Source organism: Christiangramia sediminicola (genome assembly GCF_031344135.1).
Lineage (GTDB): Bacteria > Bacteroidota > Bacteroidia > Flavobacteriales > Flavobacteriaceae > Christiangramia > Christiangramia sediminicola.
This window is the reverse complement of record NZ_JAVJIU010000001.1, coordinates 731,276-746,203: the sequence shown is the minus strand read 5'-3', so window position 1 is coordinate 746,203 and position 14,928 is coordinate 731,276. Positions and strand designations below refer to the sequence as shown.

The 14,928-nt window shown below is 37.9% G+C and carries 16 protein-coding genes; 5 read left to right on the top strand and 11 right to left on the bottom strand.

Annotation, left to right across the window (positions count from 1 at the left end; genetic code table 11):
- Positions 1–7: 7 nt before the first annotated feature.
- Positions 8–3,367 carry a preprotein translocase subunit SecA gene (gene secA, locus RE431_RS03410; RefSeq protein WP_309560548.1) on the top strand — a complete coding sequence of 1,120 codons (3,360 nt, stop codon included), beginning with the start codon at positions 8–10 and terminating at the stop codon, positions 3,365–3,367.
- Between the two features lie 180 nt (positions 3,368–3,547).
- Here secA and RE431_RS03405 read toward each other — a convergent pair whose 3' ends face one another.
- Positions 3,548–3,934, bottom strand: a complete 387-nt coding sequence (locus RE431_RS03405; RefSeq protein ID WP_309560547.1) for a hypothetical protein — start codon at positions 3,932–3,934, stop codon at positions 3,548–3,550.
- Positions 3,918–4,505 (bottom strand): RNA polymerase sigma factor, encoded by a 588-nt coding sequence (locus RE431_RS03400; RefSeq protein WP_309560546.1) that lies wholly within the window; start codon positions 4,503–4,505, stop codon positions 3,918–3,920. The genes RE431_RS03405 and RE431_RS03400 overlap by 17 nt, the downstream gene beginning before the upstream one ends.
- 139 nt (positions 4,506–4,644) lie before the next feature.
- Between RE431_RS03400 and RE431_RS03395 the strand changes: the two genes are divergently transcribed.
- Positions 4,645–4,995, top strand: coding sequence for a DUF6249 domain-containing protein (locus RE431_RS03395; protein ID WP_309560545.1), 351 nt, complete (start codon positions 4,645–4,647; stop codon positions 4,993–4,995).
- A gap of 115 nt (positions 4,996–5,110) precedes the next feature.
- Positions 5,111–5,587 carry a DUF4199 domain-containing protein gene (locus tag RE431_RS03390; RefSeq protein WP_309560544.1) on the top strand — a complete coding sequence of 159 codons (477 nt, stop codon included), beginning with the start codon at positions 5,111–5,113 and terminating at the stop codon, positions 5,585–5,587.
- A 21-nt stretch (positions 5,588–5,608) separates the two neighbouring features.
- Here RE431_RS03390 and RE431_RS03385 read toward each other — a convergent pair whose 3' ends face one another.
- From RE431_RS03385 to RE431_RS03370, 4 genes are read right to left on the bottom strand one after another with little or no spacing between them, the layout of a single operon-like run.
- Positions 5,609–6,286, bottom strand: a complete 678-nt coding sequence (locus tag RE431_RS03385; RefSeq protein WP_309560543.1) for a peptidoglycan DD-metalloendopeptidase family protein — start codon at positions 6,284–6,286, stop codon at positions 5,609–5,611.
- Positions 6,287–6,325: 39 nt separating this feature from the next.
- Positions 6,326–7,732 (bottom strand): hypothetical protein, encoded by a 1,407-nt coding sequence (locus tag RE431_RS03380; protein ID WP_309560542.1) that lies wholly within the window; start codon positions 7,730–7,732, stop codon positions 6,326–6,328.
- Entirely contained in the window at positions 7,713–8,324 is a 612-nt protein-coding gene (locus RE431_RS03375; protein ID WP_309560541.1) for a hypothetical protein, read from the bottom strand. Before RE431_RS03375 ends, RE431_RS03380 begins: the two co-directional genes overlap by 20 nt.
- Positions 8,308–8,853, bottom strand: coding sequence for an RNA polymerase sigma factor (locus tag RE431_RS03370; protein ID WP_309560540.1), 546 nt, complete (start codon positions 8,851–8,853; stop codon positions 8,308–8,310). The genes RE431_RS03375 and RE431_RS03370 overlap by 17 nt, the downstream gene beginning before the upstream one ends.
- A 178-nt stretch (positions 8,854–9,031) precedes the next feature.
- Here RE431_RS03370 and RE431_RS03365 point away from each other — a divergent pair, with 178 nt between their 5' ends.
- Complete coding sequence (locus RE431_RS03365; RefSeq protein WP_309560539.1) at positions 9,032–9,619, top strand: DUF2911 domain-containing protein; 588 nt, start codon at positions 9,032–9,034, stop codon at positions 9,617–9,619.
- 12 nt (positions 9,620–9,631) lie between these two features.
- Here the strand turns inward: RE431_RS03365 and RE431_RS03360 are convergent, their stop codons facing one another.
- Entirely contained in the window at positions 9,632–10,057 is a 426-nt protein-coding gene (locus tag RE431_RS03360) for an organic hydroperoxide resistance protein (RefSeq protein ID WP_309560538.1), read from the bottom strand.
- A gap of 103 nt (positions 10,058–10,160) precedes the next feature.
- Here RE431_RS03360 and meaB point away from each other — a divergent pair, with 103 nt between their 5' ends.
- On the top strand, positions 10,161–11,237 hold the full coding sequence (gene meaB / locus RE431_RS03355) for a methylmalonyl Co-A mutase-associated GTPase MeaB (RefSeq protein WP_309560537.1): 1,077 nt from the start codon (positions 10,161–10,163) through the stop codon (positions 11,235–11,237).
- Here the strand turns inward: meaB and RE431_RS03350 are convergent.
- The 4 genes from RE431_RS03350 to RE431_RS03335 form a co-directional block, all read right to left on the bottom strand.
- A complete protein-coding gene (locus tag RE431_RS03350; protein WP_309560536.1) occupies positions 11,223–11,804 on the bottom strand; it encodes a phosphatase PAP2 family protein in 582 nt (193 codons plus the stop codon). The two genes, meaB and RE431_RS03350, sit on opposite strands and share 15 nt — an antisense overlap.
- Positions 11,805–12,035: a hypothetical protein gene (locus tag RE431_RS03345; protein ID WP_229340234.1), complete on the bottom strand. Its 231-nt coding sequence runs from the start codon at positions 12,033–12,035 to the stop codon at positions 11,805–11,807. It abuts the gene before it with no gap.
- Between the two features lie 10 nt (positions 12,036–12,045).
- The gene (locus tag RE431_RS03340) at positions 12,046–13,407 is read right to left on the bottom strand and encodes an MATE family efflux transporter (protein ID WP_309560535.1); all 1,362 of its coding nucleotides are present in this window, start codon (positions 13,405–13,407) and stop codon (positions 12,046–12,048) included.
- Positions 13,408–13,492: 85 nt separating this feature from the next.
- Positions 13,493–14,914, bottom strand: a complete 1,422-nt coding sequence (locus RE431_RS03335) for a M20/M25/M40 family metallo-hydrolase (RefSeq protein WP_309560534.1) — start codon at positions 14,912–14,914, stop codon at positions 13,493–13,495.
- Positions 14,915–14,928: the final 14 nt, after the last annotated feature.

Here is a 14,928-nt window from a genome sequence, read left to right as displayed (position 1 = left end):
AACCAGCATGAGTTTTTTAGATTCTGTATTAAAAGCTTTCGTAGGCGATAAGTCTAAGAAAGATGTAAAAGAAATACAACCAATAGTAAATAAAGTAAAGGCTCTTGAGTCTGAATTTGAGGCCCTCAGCCTTGATGAATTAAGAGCAAAAACTTCTGAATTCAAAGCGAAGATCGCTGAAGCAACCAAAGAAGTAAAAGATAAAATTGTAGCGCTTAATAAAGAAGCAGATGAAACTGACGATATCACCCGAAAGGAAGATATCTATGCAGAAGTAGATGCTTTAAAAGACAAATCTTACGAGATATCTGAAGGCGTTCTTAACGATATTCTTCCTGAAGCTTTTGCCACCGTAAAGGAAACTGCAAAACGCTTTGTAAATAACACTCAGCTTAAAGTAAAAGCATCATCTTTTGACAGAGAGATCTCTGCAGAGAAGGATTATGTAAATCTTGAAGATGATTATGCGATATGGAACAATTCCTGGGATGCAGCCGGTAAGCCGGTAACCTGGGATATGATTCATTATGATGTTCAGTTAATTGGTGGTGTTGCCATGCACCAGGGTAAGATCGCTGAAATGCAAACGGGTGAAGGTAAAACATTAGTTGCAACCCTTCCAATGTACCTGAACGCGCTTAGTGGAAATGGTGTTCACCTGGTAACGGTTAACGATTACCTGGCAAAGCGTGATAGCGCATGGATGGCTCCAATCTTTCAGTTTCACGGTTTAAGCGTAGATTGTATAGACTATCACCGCCCAAATTCTGCTGCACGAAGAAAAGCTTACAATGCAGATATAACCTATGGAACCAATAACGAATTTGGTTTCGATTATCTAAGAGATAATATGTCTCATGCGCCAGATGACCTGGTACAGAGACCACATAATTACGCGATCGTGGATGAGGTGGATTCGGTTCTTGTAGATGACGCCCGTACACCTCTTATTATTTCAGGACCTGTTCCAAAAGGTGATACGCACGAATTTATGGAGTTGAAACCTGCAATTGCAAATATTGTAGAGGTTCAGCGTAAATATTTAGTAAAAGTTCTGGCTGAAGCCAAAAGACTTATAAAAGAAGGTGACACCAAAGAAGGTGGATTCCAATTATTGAGAGTTTATCGTGGATTGCCAAAAAATAAGGCGCTTATTAAGTTTCTTAGTGAGGAAGGTGTAAAGCAATTACTGCAGAAGACCGAGAATCACTATATGCAGGACAATAATCGTGAAATGCCAAAGGTTGATGCCGAGCTATATTTCACTATTGAAGAAAAGAGCAACCAGATAGATCTTACAGACAAAGGAATTGAATTTCTTTCTGGAAAGGATGATCCGGATTTCTTCGTAATGCCGGAAATTGGGATGGAGATCGCGAAGATCGAAAAAGAAGATCTTTCACCTGAAGATGAAGCTGAAAAGAAAGAAGAGCTATTCAGAGATTATAGCGTAAAGAGTGAACGTATTCATACGCTTCGCCAGTTGCTAAAATCTTATACTTTATTCGAAAAAGACACTGAATATGTGGTGATAGACAATAAAGTAAAAATCGTTGATGAGCAAACAGGTCGTATCATGGAAGGTCGTAGATATAGTGATGGTTTACACCAGGCTATTGAAGCGAAAGAAAATGTAAAGATCGAAGATGCTACTCAAACCTTTGCAACCGTAACCCTTCAGAATTACTTTAGAATGTATCGCAAACTATCTGGTATGACGGGTACTGCGGTAACAGAAGCTGGGGAATTCTGGGAGATCTATGAATTGGATGTTGTTGAAATTCCAACCAACAGGCCAATCGCCAGAAATGATAAAGAAGATTTAGTTTATAAAACCAAGAGAGAAAAATACAACGCGGTAATTGACCATGTTACAGATCTTTCTAATGCTGGTAGACCAGTCCTAATCGGTACAACTTCAGTTGAGATCTCAGAATTACTGAGCCGAATGCTGAAACTAAGAAATGTACCGCATAACGTGCTGAACGCGAAACTGCACAAAAAAGAGGCAGATATTGTTGCGGAAGCTGGTAAATCTGGTATTGTAACGATCGCAACCAACATGGCGGGTCGTGGTACCGATATTAAATTAAGTAAGGAAGTTAAGGATGCCGGTGGTCTTGCGATCATTGGTACAGAAAGACATGATTCAAGACGTGTAGATAGACAGTTAAGAGGTCGTGCGGGTCGTCAGGGTGATCCTGGAAGTTCTCAGTTCTATGTTTCTCTTGAAGATAACCTGATGCGTTTATTCGGTTCTGAAAGAATCGCCAAACTAATGGACCGTATGGGTCTTGAAGAAGGTGAAGTTATTCAGCACTCTATGATTTCAAAGTCAATTGAAAGAGCTCAGAAGAAAGTTGAGGAGAACAACTTTGGAGTGCGTAAGCGACTTCTTGAATATGATGACGTTATGAATGCTCAGCGTGAAGTAATTTATAAGAGACGTTATCATGCATTATTCGGAGAAAGACTAAGAGTTGACCTTGCGAATATGATCTTTGATATTTCAGAATCTATAACTGAAACAAATAAAGCGGCAGAGGATTTCAAGAATTTTGAATTCGAATTGATCAGGAATTTCGCAATGAGTTCTCCTGTAACTGAAGAAGAATTCAAAAAGATGAATTCTCAAAAGCTTGCAGGTGAAGTATATAAAGCTGCTTATAAGCATTATGACGAGAAAATGTCTCATAATGCAGAGCGTGCCTTCCCTGTAATTAAGCAGGTGCATGAAGATGAGCGTAATAATTTCGAAAGAATTTCTGTTCCATTTACAGATGGTACCAAAACGCTAAGCGTGGTTACTAACCTGGAAAAAGCTTACGAAACTGAAGGTAAACAGCTGATCAAGGATTTCGAGAAGAATATCACTCTAGCGATCATTGATGACGCCTGGAAGACACACTTAAGAAAAATGGATGAGTTGAAGCAGAGTGTTCAGTTAGCTGTTCACGAGCAGAAAGATCCATTACTTATTTATAAGTTTGAGGCCTTTGAATTATTTAAAGTGATGTTAGAAAATGTGAACCGAGATGTGATGTCTTTCCTTTTCAAGGGAGAGATTCCTTCAAGTGGAGCTCCTAACATTCACGAAGCCCGTCAAACAAAATCAAAAGAAAAGGTTGAGACTAAGAAGGAAGAAATTCCTAATATGGATGAGAGAGCCGCTCAAAGCAGAGCTGCAGGAAACACCCAGCGTCAACAACCAGAGATCACCGAAACTATCACTAGAGACCGTCCAAAAATTGGAAGGAACGATAAGGTCACTATTAAAAACGTGATGAGTGGTGAGAACAAGACAATGAAATTCAAACAAGCCATTCCGCTTTTAGACAAAGGAGATTGGGTGCTTGTAGATGAATAGACATTAATATGTCTTATAAAATTAAGAATCCTGAAGTTTATAGCTTCAGGATTTTTTTATTCTGATTTTTTAGAATCCAATGTTTACCGTTTTGCTGACCTTGATTCAGCATTTCTCCTGAGACCCTGAATTAAGTTCAGGTGATGTTTAAAGATTACCAATCTAAACTTGAAATAATCACTACAACCGATATTCCCTGTCCATAAACCTTTTTAAAAAAGGTATCTGTAAAAAGAAAAGCGCTACGAAAGCAATCGCATATTGCATGTTTCTCGACATTTCAATTTTTGGAAAATTAAGTTTCTTCATAAAATTGAAATTGATATGATTACTTAACGAGATATCCGAATGCAGATAAAATAAGATACTCATGGTAATGCTTACAAAAACAGCAATTAATATCCATCCAGTTTTAGAGATCAATGGTTCGTAAGGTCTAATCACCAAATTCCTCGCCTCTAGCTTTGCCATTATATTATTCTTGAAAGCTGCTGAAGGTTTTTCTGTTCCTGCTTCATTCAGCAACTTCTTCATAAGCCTGTCTTCTCTGCTAAATTGCTTTTCCATTTTTACTTGATATTTCAGGTTTAATGTATCCCTCCAATAACGAAAATAATTTTTTCCGGCTACGATACAATTTGATTTTAATATTATCCTCCGTTAGATCTGTAACTTTTGAAATCTCCTTTACAGATTGTTCTTCAAAATAATATAAACTTATTATTGCCGCATCATCTTCGGGAAGAAGAGCTATGCATTTTTTAATGATACCAGTTCGTTCTTCACTAAGCATGAATTCCAGCCCATTCTCGATATGATCCAAACTATCATCTGTGATCTCATCTATTATTTCATAGGTTCTGTGACGTTTATTCATCTTAATCCTGTCCAGACTTTTATGATAAACGATCCTATACAACCAGGTTGAGAATTTTGAATCTCCTCTAAAAGTAGATAAAGAATCATAGGCCTTTATAAAACTATCCTGGGCAACTTCCTCGGCCTCTTCGGTAACTTTCAATACTCTTATCGCCACTGTAAACACAAAATTCTGATAACGATCTACCAGTTCTCCAAAGGCATTGGTATCACCTTGAAGGACCTTATCGATCAAAAACTGGTCAGTATTCGTGTTCATTATTACTTATGACGACCTATTGAAAGGATTGGTTACAAATAATTTCTAAAATAAATTTACACTTTTTTGTAACCGCTTAAGAGATCGTGGCGTCCTAATAGCAAACGAACATTATTTTCACATTAAAAACTAAGAAATCATGGGATCAGAAGTAATTATTATGCCAATCATTTTCGGGGTTATCTTCGGAATATTTTATTTGTACATCACTGCAAGAAATCGAGAAAGACTTGCTCTTATAGATAAAGGAGCAGATGCAAGTATTTTCTATAGTAGAAAGAAAAGCGTAACACCAATCTGGAAAGTTATTGTTATCAATCTTGCGTTGCTTTTAGTTGGTATTGGTGTTGGGATATTTCTGGCTGAAATTCTACGCTCAAGCCTTGGAGTAAATGAAGATATCGTGTATCCGGGAACAATTTTCCTAATGGCAGGTCTAGGATTATTTGCAGGATTCTTCGCCACCAAAAAACTGAATGAAGACGCTTAATTGTTCATCAAGAAATTTCATCACATCCCGAATATTTTATTCGGGATTTTTTGTTTGTAGTTGCCGCTAATAGAATTTTAGTAATTTTAACATCGCAAACTAATCAAACCTATCAATGAAAAAATTTGCCATAGAAATCAAATGGGGAATCATCTTCAGCATTGTATCTCTAATCTGGATGTTTCTTGAAAAAGGTCTTGGCTGGCATGATGAAAATATTGCTCAACATGCGATCTATACAAACCTTTTCGCCATCGTGGCCATTATAATTTATGTTCTTGCCCTTTTAGATAAACGCAAGAATTTCTTCCACGGAAAAATGACCTGGAGCCAGGGATTTATTTCAGGAATTATTATAAGTATCGTTGTGGCTATCTTATCACCGCTGGCACAATACATTACTCACGAATTTATCACGCCAGATTATTTTGAAAATGTAATAGCTTTTACTGTCGAAAAAGGCGCAATGTCTAAAGAAGCTGCTGAAGAATATTTTAACCTCACCTCTTATATCATACAATCTTTCTTTTTTGCATTAGTAGTAGGTGTTGTAACCTCAGCAATAGTTGCGTATTTCGTGAAGAAAAAATAAGATCATTAGAAAATAGATCTTTTAGATCTTGAGAAGTAAATTAGGATCTGGGCAGTTTTTTAAATACATGTCCAGATCTTCTTTTTTTACCACACCTGGATAATCTCCTGTCTTGCCTTGCAAATCCTCCATTATCTGAAAATGTAAGTGCGGTGCGTAATCACCATTCTCATTAAAATCCCCCAATTCGGCAATTTTTTCACCTGCTTTCACCTCTTTACCTGCTATAAGGCCGTCCAGTGATTTCCGGGAAAGATGCCCGTAAAGCGTGTAAAATTTTCTGTTATGAAGATTATGTTCCAGGATTATTGTTGGGCCATAATCTCCAAAATTGTCATTATCCTGAAAACTATGGATCTTACCATCAAGCGGACTAATGATCTCTGAGAATTCCGGCACCCAGACATCCAATCCTATATGAATATTCCTATTTGCTTCGGAATTATTAAAAAGCTGACTTCTATTATATAAAGTTCTCAACTCATTATATCCACCATAGGCAGCTGTAGCTTCTCTGTTTCTTAAGAATTCAGAAATGAAAATAGAAAATGCTTCCGAAGAAGCAACCTCAAGTTTTAAGAGATCCCGGTTATTCTCCGAAAGATCTATATAAGTATAATCTTTGTGACTGTAATCCCCTCCTATTACCGGAGTGAAACCTGTGGTCAATTCAGATAAAAACTCAGAAAAACTCTGCATAACTTTCAACTTAAGAAAGTCAAATGTAATGGCTAAGTTTTAATTTATCAATACATCACTAAAATTAGCCTTTATAGTGATATTGGAGTTTCCTTCCCTGGATTTATTATAGCCGTTAAGGATCTCATTATCATAAGATTTTGTTGATTTCAGTTTTAGATTAGATGGGTGCTTAATTGAACTTTGCATCCCATTAAAGCTGAAATTAAACGCTGTATCTGGCACATTTAGCTCAAGTTCACTGTTTTCCAGGCTGATATTTAAATTCTCAAATCCAGCACCAAGATTATTAATGTCCAGTTTCCCGAAAGAACCAGTTAAAACTCCAGTTTTCTGAAGTTCATTGATCACCACATCACTGGAATTTGAATTCAATTTAATACTTACTGCCTTATCAATATTACAATTTTTTACGAATTCAGTAGAAAGAACACCGTAGTCCCAGAATGCCACTTTAACCGGCGTATATGAAGCTTTTACATTCGTATTTTTACCTATGATTCGGTTTGCTGAAAGCCGACTATGAGATAAGTCGGCTTTCAGGTTTTTTATGGTACTTCCAAGCTTAAGTTCACCGTGACGAACATTCAGCTCTAATTTTGCATCTTTTGGAAGCTTGATCTTAATGGTCTTTTTAGATTTCACACCCTTCCCGTCTTCCATAATGAGTACACGATTACCATTCTTTTCCATCTGGGCTTCGAAGTTTTCCCCGAATTGTTCACCCCAGGCTTCCATTTTCTTTCCAAATTCTTCTCCCCAGGCTTCCATATCCTTTTCAAAATCCTTGCCCCAGGCTTCCATTTTCACTTCATATTCCTTTTCCCATTTGGCAGAATTTTTTTCCATTTTTTCAGCCCATTTTTCCATTTTGGCCTCGTATTCCTTACCAAACTTCTTCTCAAAATCTGCCTCCCACTTTTCCAGGTATTTATCGCCATCTTTCTTGTAAGCTTCATAGTCGAATTTCATACCCTGCATATCTTCAGCAAAACCTGGCGGAAGTGGATTTTCAGCAATATTGTTAAGAATAGGACCAACTAGATTTTCCATTAACGGTCCCAGCATTTCCGGTAATTCTGATAGCGATCCCTGTAATTGAGCCATATTTAGATCCATGTCCATATTCATATCCATGTTCCAGTTCGTATTTCCTCCAGATTCTATTCTCACTTTTCCATTCGACGATGAAGTCTCAAGTTCCCAGGAATCAAGAAGCTTTTTTGTCATTTCCTTGTCACCGGTATCTCCTTCAAGATAGGCTTCAATTTGCACCTCGTTCTTATCCCAGTTCTCAATGATGATATTTGTGTGTCGGGAATCGAGTTCTACATTCACATCTGAAGAAGTCTTATAGTTTTTGCTTAATTTTTTAGTTTGAGCAAAACTTCCAGCTGTGATAAAAAGCAGTGACAGTATCACATATTTAAGCTTGATAGTTCTCATATCTGTTGTCTTTTGATTGTTTAATCTCGTTTAACTTTGTTTTCAATTTCTTAAGGAGATCCAGTCTTAGCTGTAAGTTCGCGATCATCGCCTCAACTGTTTCCTCGTTAACACCGGTTTCCTGAATTTCAGCATTCAATGCTATGTATTCTTCGTTCAGGGTTTCCAGCTTCTTCATAAATGCATCTATAAGTTCTTTGTTCTCTGGCGTCATATCCAGTTTCGCAAGCTGAATATTCACACTTGCCATATAGTAATCTTCAATTTTTTTAAATTCAGGGGAAACGTCGCTAAACCTGTATTCTGTACCAGGAGTATTTTCTTCCTTCGCTTTCTCTTCAACAGGTGCATCAACTATTTGATTGCCATCCTGTACCGACAAATCAGAATTATTGAACAAGAAGAAAGCTCCTATTCCCAAGGCAACCACAAGGATCGCGGCTATCTGAAGAAAACTGGAATAATTTCTCTTCTTCTTTGCCGGAAGTTCTTCCTCTAGTCTGGCCTCAAATCTTTTCTGATGACCTTTTCTAAGCTTTTCTCTATCTAAATGCTCGTTATTTCGAAACATTTCTCTAATATCCTGTCCCATTGCTCAATGTTTTTAATTCGTCCTGTAATTTCTTTTTCCCTCTGTGTACTAATGTTCTTGAAGCTACCTGAGTTATATTCAGGATCTCGCTTATCTCTTCATGATCATAGCCTTCTACCAGATATAGCATCAAAGGATATTTATATTTTTCAGGAAGGTTTTCCATTTTCTTTTTCACTTCCTCTAGACTTACACCATCTTCTACCTGCCAGTTCTCTTCATCTTCCACCGTTCCCAGTGTTTGCTCGTTAATCGCAACCAGCTCCAGTTTTTTTGCTTTCAGCTTGTCTAAACATTTATTGATGACGATCCTTTTAAGCCAGGCACCAAAGGTGACCTCTCCGTTAAATTGATGTAATTTGGCGAATGCTTTTATAAAAGCTTCCTGCATCGCATCCTCAGCTTCCATCGTGTCTTTCATAAATCGTAATGCCACATAATACATCCCGTCACAATATTTGTTGTACAGCTGCAACTGAGCCCGCCGGCTGTTCTCTTTACAAGCTTCTATTAGCTTATGCTGTATCAATGTAATTGGTTTTTGATGGGTTAGTTCACTTTAAAGACGAGACTAAAAGTCGCGCGTTGCAAAAATTCTGAAAAAAATTTCAAATTCATTTCATATTCATACATTTAAAGATAATAATCGCATATTTAAAGCGTTATGGCCAAATTTTTGAAATATTTCCAGATAATGAAATAATGCTATGAAAAGAAGTTTGAAAATAGGTTTGACAATTGGAGGTCTAATACTCTTCTTAGGTCTTGTGCTTATGCTTATTATGAGATATACCACTAAAGCCCACAGTCCTGAGGATACCATAACTTTTGAAGATGATGATCTAAAACTGGAGGTGTTCTATAACAGACCATATAAAAAAGACAGGGTGATTTTCGGAAATTTGGTTCCTTATAACGAAGTCTGGCGAACAGGTGCGAATGAGGCAACAACTTTTGAAACTAATGAAGACATTATGGTTGACGGAAGCATACTTCAGGCCGGTAAATATACTTTATGGACCATTCCTATGGAAAAAAGCTGGAAGGTCATCTTTAACTCTCAAATGTATCCCTGGGGCATCAACCTGGATAAGGAAGCCTATAGAGATCCACAATTTGATTCTTTAGTTCTGGAAAGACCGGTAGAGGAAATAAATACAAGCTTGGAACAATTCACTATCCTTTTTGAAAAGAACGGTGAATTTGTAAATATGACCTTAGCCTGGGACGACATTAGTGTGAATGTACCTATAAAACAAGAAGAGGCGCCCATGGGCACCTCTTCAATAAATTAAATTCGATCAATATTATTCGTCTAATAATAGATTAAGAGTAACATCGATATTGTCTCTTGTCGCTCTTGAGTAAGGACAAACTTCGTGAGCTTCATTTACCAGTTTTTCTCCTGTCTCCACATCAACTCCAGGAATGTAGGCATCCAGAATAGCTGAAAGTTGAAGATTTCCAGAATCTGTCTGACCAAGCTTTACCGTTGCAGTAACGCTATAATCACCCAGATCTACTTTGTGCTTTTTAGCCACATGTTCCAATGCGCTACCGTAGCAAGCAGAATATCCCGCAGCAAATAATTGCTCAGGGTTAGAATAATCTCCACCCGGGCCGCCAAGACCTTCAGGCTTTTTTAGTTCCATATCTAGAATACCGTCTTCACTGCGTGTGTGACCATTACGTCCACCCTGCGTAGTTACTTTAGTTTTATACAAGTTTTTCATTGCGTGAAATAATTTAAGTAATTTAGTTTGCTTCAATATACCAAGCATTTGATGATGCCTGAAACACAATTTCATAAACTTGTCATAAATATTCAATCTTATTTTGAGTAAACAACAGCAAAAATCAGCCCTGAGCGAATCTGAAAGCAAACCTGCATCTGGAAATGTAAGTGCAGAATCTGCTAAAAAGATCAGGAATTTCAGGAAAAACAGGTCTTCAGAAAAAGAATTGCTGAAGGGGTTGCTGGAAGGAAATAAAACAGCTTTAGGCAGAGGAATAACTTTGATTGAAAGTAATCAGAAATCACATCAGAAACAAGCTGAATTCCTTATTGAAGGTGCCTTACCTCATGCTCAAAAGTCTATTAGAATTGGTATTACCGGTGTTCCGGGAGTTGGAAAAAGTACTTTTATAGAAAGTTTTGGTTCTTATCTAATTGAAAAAGGTAAAAAAGTAGCCGTGCTTGCAGTAGATCCTAGTAGCTCTGTTTCCCACGGAAGCATTCTTGGTGACAAAACCCGAATGGAGAAACTGGTCACCGAAAAGAATGCTTTTATAAGACCTTCTCCTAGTGGTGATTCTCTTGGAGGTGTGGCGAGAAAAACCCGGGAAAGCATTATTCTATGTGAGGCTGCGGGATTTGATGTGATCTTAATTGAAACTGTTGGCGTTGGTCAAAGTGAAACGACGGTTCACAGTATGACAGATTTCTTCCTATTATTAAAACTTGCCGGCGCTGGTGATGAACTCCAGGGAATAAAACGAGGTATTGTTGAAATGGCTGACGCGATCGTGATCAATAAAGCAGATGGGGATAATCAAAAAGCTGCGCGGGATGCAAAACTTGAATTTAACCGGGCGCTTCAATTATATCCTCTTAAAGAAAGTGCATGGAAGCCTGAGGTAAAACTTTGTAGTGCTTTATACCATGAGGGCATTTCTGATGTTTGGGAAATGATCAGTGATTTTAAAGAAAAAGTTGATGAAAATGGTTTTTTTCAACACAACAGATTAGAACAGAATAAATTCTGGTTGTATCAAACTATCAACGATTATTTAAAGAGTCGATTCTATGAAGATTCGAAAGTAAAGGAGGAATTAAAGAGACAATTGCAACTTATAGAAAATAATGAAACTACTGCTTTTGCTGCGGCAAAACATCTATTAAGCCTTGCTTAGATCTGTCTTCAGAATTTTCCTGGTCGCGAATTTTCTTAGCAAATGAAATAAATATCCAAAGATTGAACCTATAAACATTCCTGTAATAACGTCTCCAGGATAATGGACTCCAAGGTAGATCCTGCTATAGGAAACTACGACCGCCCAAACGATCAAGAATACAAATAGTTTTGGATAGTGCTTTTTAAATAATAAACTAAGAAAAACCGCAACTCCAGTAGAATTGGCTGCATGCGCAGAAAAATAACCAAACCTTCCACATCTTTCCGCAACATAGCGGGCGTATTCCATCACCCCTTCCTGCCTGCATGGTCTTGGTCTTTCAAATCCATGCTTGAATAGATTTGCCAGCTGATCTGTAGCTGTGATCAACAAAGCCACTACCACCATTGTAATTAATGTAGGTTTCCAGCCAAATTTTCTAAAGATCAGGTATAATAGCAATGCATAAAGAGGAATGGCCATCCACTTATCGCTTATGGCGATCCACATCCAATCCCATTGTTCTGATCCCAGATTATTCAGAAATAAAAAAAGTTCTCTGTCTAATTCGGCTAATCTTTCCATCTAACTGTCTTCGTATCTGTTCACTTCACGATCGTAAAACTCATTTGCCTGCGTGATCAAGGATTCAGCTTCACTGGAAAGTTCTTTTTCATCATCCTTATCAAAATCTTCCAGCCATTCTACCTCATCATCCTTCAGGTCAATGATGAATCTTGGGAATTCAGTATGAATCACGAAGATAGACTCCGGAAGATCTGTATTATCACCTAATATAAATTTTGGAAGTTCCATATGTGTCTCGTTATGCGTTTATTGTTTCTTTAGTTTGAATTAATTTTCGGCTTAAATAATTAAAACGGAAATATAATAATATTGCAGAGGATGTCAAGCCTGCTAATAATCCCAGCCAAATTCCCATACTCCCCATATGGTCTTGCTGACCGAAATAATAACTTACCGGAAAACCAATTATCCAGTAAGCGATAAAACAGATCACCGTAGGAATTTTCACATCCTGCAGTCCTCTTAAGGCTCCGAGAATTACTACCTGCATCCCATCACTTAACTGAAATATGGCAGCGATAATGAGCAATTGCGCAGCAAGGCTTACAACCTCAAAATTATCTATATAAAATACAGGAAGGATATCTTTAAGCAAAATAAAGAGCAATGCGAAAACTGCCATAATAAGAAATACTAGCAGGAATATCGAAAAACTAATCCTTCTTAATTCTCTGTATGCCTTTAGCCCAACCTGATTCCCGACCCGGATTGTAGCTGTTACCCCTAGACCAACCGCGATCATAAAAGTCATCGAGGCAAGGTTTAAAGCGATCTGGTTCGCAGCTTGTGGATTGGTTCCTAAGTTTCCTGCCAGGAAAACGGTAGCAGTGAAAATTGCGACTTCAAAAAGCATCTGCAAGGCAGTAGGAAAACCAAGGGATAATATTCTTTTGAAAATAGACCATTTCAACATTTCCTTTTTAGACCATTTGAAATATTCTACAAATTTTGATTTTCGCCTTAATATCTCCCAAACAAACCAAAGCATGAAAAATCTTGATATCAATGTTCCCCATGCGGCTCCTTCCAGTTCCAATCTAGGAAAGATCCAGATTCCGTAGATCAATAAGTAATTAAACACCACATTTACAACATTTGCCAGGATTGTAGCATACATGGCATATCTCGTTTGTGAAAGTCCGTCTGCGAATTGCTTAAACGCCTGGAAAGCCATTAAAGGCAACATAGAAAGCGCTACGATATTTAGATATGGTATTGCCAGTTCAACAACTTCAGCAGGTTGATCCAGATAATACAATAATGGCTTTGCAACTAAAAGAAGTAGGAATAAAAATAACCCGTTGATCGTGCTTAAGATAAGCCCGTGATGGAAATAACTCCTTCCACCTTCAAGGTCATCTGCTCCATCTGCCTCGGCGATCAATGGAGTGATCGCAAAGGAAAATCCAATTCCCATAGACATCGCGATAAAGACGAGTGCGTTTCCCAGAGAAACTGCAGCAAGCGGTGCCGCACCGAGTCTACCAATCATGAGGTTATCTACCAGGCCAACCATTACGTGACCCAACTGGCCCAGCATAACGGGATATGCTATATTAAGATTTTTACCAAATTCTTTCGTGTAGGCTGATAGCTGCAAAACTAAATTTTAGGTTTGCAAAGGTAGATGCTTTAAGTTTCTTTTAAAGCGATAAGTATAAAATTATTGTTATCTGATATTGAACTTAATCTGCTATCTCGGTAGTTTCTTTACTGATATTATCAAAACCGTATTTATCTACCAGGTATACCAAAGATGCCATCGTTGCCGCACCAAGTTCCAGCTCTCGTTTATTCACGTGCTCGAAGGTATCATTAGAAGCATGGTGATGATCAAAATAACGTTGAGAATCTGGTCTTAAACCAGCCAGAACAATATCGTCATCTTTGAGCGGATTGATATCGGCTCCTCCTCCACCTTTTTCAAAATAATGAATCAGATACGGTTTAAATAAATGTTTCCAGGAAAGGATCTTTTCAAATTGTGCATCATTAGAAGTAAATCCAAAACCTCTAGGTGTAAATCCACCTGAATCACTTTCCAGCGCAAATATGTGGTCTTCAGATTTAGATTTTGCTACTTCAGCATATTTGTTGCCTCCGCGAAGTCCGTTCTCTTCATTCATAAATAAAACTACACGCAAGGTTTTCTTCGGTTTGTATCCAGTTTCCTTGAATAGCCTTAGAACCTCCATAGATTGAACAACTCCGGCACCATCATCATGCGAACCGTCTCCAAGGTCCCAGGAATCCAAATGACCGCCCACAACCATAATTTCTTTCGGAGTCTCAATCCCGGTAATTTCACCTATAACATTGTAGGACTGAACATCGTCATGAAGTTCACAGTTCATTCTAAAGTAGAGCTCAAGATCTTTCTGAATTTTTAAAATTCCGCTTAAATATTTTGCATCATTGGTAGAGATTGCAGCAGCAGGAATTCTATTTTCTTCAGGAGTATCACCGTAGCTCATAGAACCGGTATGAGGCAGGTCATCCATTCTTAAGTTCATAGAGCGCACGATTACGCCGACAGCTCCATATTTTGCAGCTTCTTCAGCTCCTGAATAACGCTGATCTACACAACCTCCATAAGCTTCGAATGTTTGAATAAGATCTGCACGCATTGGCCTGTTATAAAATACAATTTTGCCCTGTATATTTTCTTTACCGTATTCTTTTAATTGCTCAAGTCCCTGAACTTCTATTACCTGTGCTTTGGTACCACCAGCCGGTGTAGCTACAGATCCTCCCAATGCTGTAATATTTACATTTCGGGTAACTCCGGGTGCCGTTTGAACATAAGCAAACTCTCTTTCCCCTCTAGTCCATTTTGGAACCATTACTGGTTGTAACCATACTTTATCCAGACCAAGTTTCTCCAATTCTGCCTGGGTGTATTCAACCGCTCTCTGGGCATTATAGGATCCTGATAATCTTCCTCCAATCTCATTTGAAAGATAATCTAACCAGTCATAGCTCTTCCCATTGAGAAGTGACATATCATAGATCTTCCTAATATTGAGGGAATCCTGTATAGTTTTAGTCTGTCCCGATACTGTGATTCCTGAAAGAATAAGAATCAGAACTAGATAAAATGATTTCATGGCAATCTAAATTT

Bases quoted from the DNA above. Each gene is read 5' to 3' on its own strand.
- secA (WP_309560548.1), top strand. From the start codon at position 8: ATGAGTTTTTTAGATTCTGTATTAAAAGCTTTCGTAGGCGATAAGTCT.
- RE431_RS03405 (WP_309560547.1), bottom strand. From the start codon at position 3,934: ATGGAAAAGCAATTTAGCAGAGAAGACAGGCTTATGAAGAAGTTGCTG.
- RE431_RS03400 (WP_309560546.1), bottom strand. From the start codon at position 4,505: ATGAACACGAATACTGACCAGTTTTTGATCGATAAGGTCCTTCAAGGT.
- RE431_RS03395 (WP_309560545.1), top strand. From the start codon at position 4,645: ATGGGATCAGAAGTAATTATTATGCCAATCATTTTCGGGGTTATCTTC.
- RE431_RS03390 (WP_309560544.1), top strand. From the start codon at position 5,111: ATGAAAAAATTTGCCATAGAAATCAAATGGGGAATCATCTTCAGCATT.
- RE431_RS03385 (WP_309560543.1), bottom strand. From the start codon at position 6,286: ATGCAGAGTTTTTCTGAGTTTTTATCTGAATTGACCACAGGTTTCACT.
- RE431_RS03380 (WP_309560542.1), bottom strand. From the start codon at position 7,732: ATGAGAACTATCAAGCTTAAATATGTGATACTGTCACTGCTTTTTATC.
- RE431_RS03375 (WP_309560541.1), bottom strand. From the start codon at position 8,324: ATGGGACAGGATATTAGAGAAATGTTTCGAAATAACGAGCATTTAGAT.
- RE431_RS03365 (WP_309560539.1), top strand. From the start codon at position 9,032: ATGAAAAGAAGTTTGAAAATAGGTTTGACAATTGGAGGTCTAATACTC.
- RE431_RS03360 (WP_309560538.1), bottom strand. From the start codon at position 10,057: ATGAAAAACTTGTATAAAACTAAAGTAACTACGCAGGGTGGACGTAAT.
- RE431_RS03350 (WP_309560536.1), bottom strand. From the start codon at position 11,804: ATGGAAAGATTAGCCGAATTAGACAGAGAACTTTTTTTATTTCTGAAT.
- RE431_RS03345 (WP_229340234.1), bottom strand. From the start codon at position 12,035: ATGGAACTTCCAAAATTTATATTAGGTGATAATACAGATCTTCCGGAG.
- RE431_RS03335 (WP_309560534.1), bottom strand. From the start codon at position 14,914: ATGAAATCATTTTATCTAGTTCTGATTCTTATTCTTTCAGGAATCACA.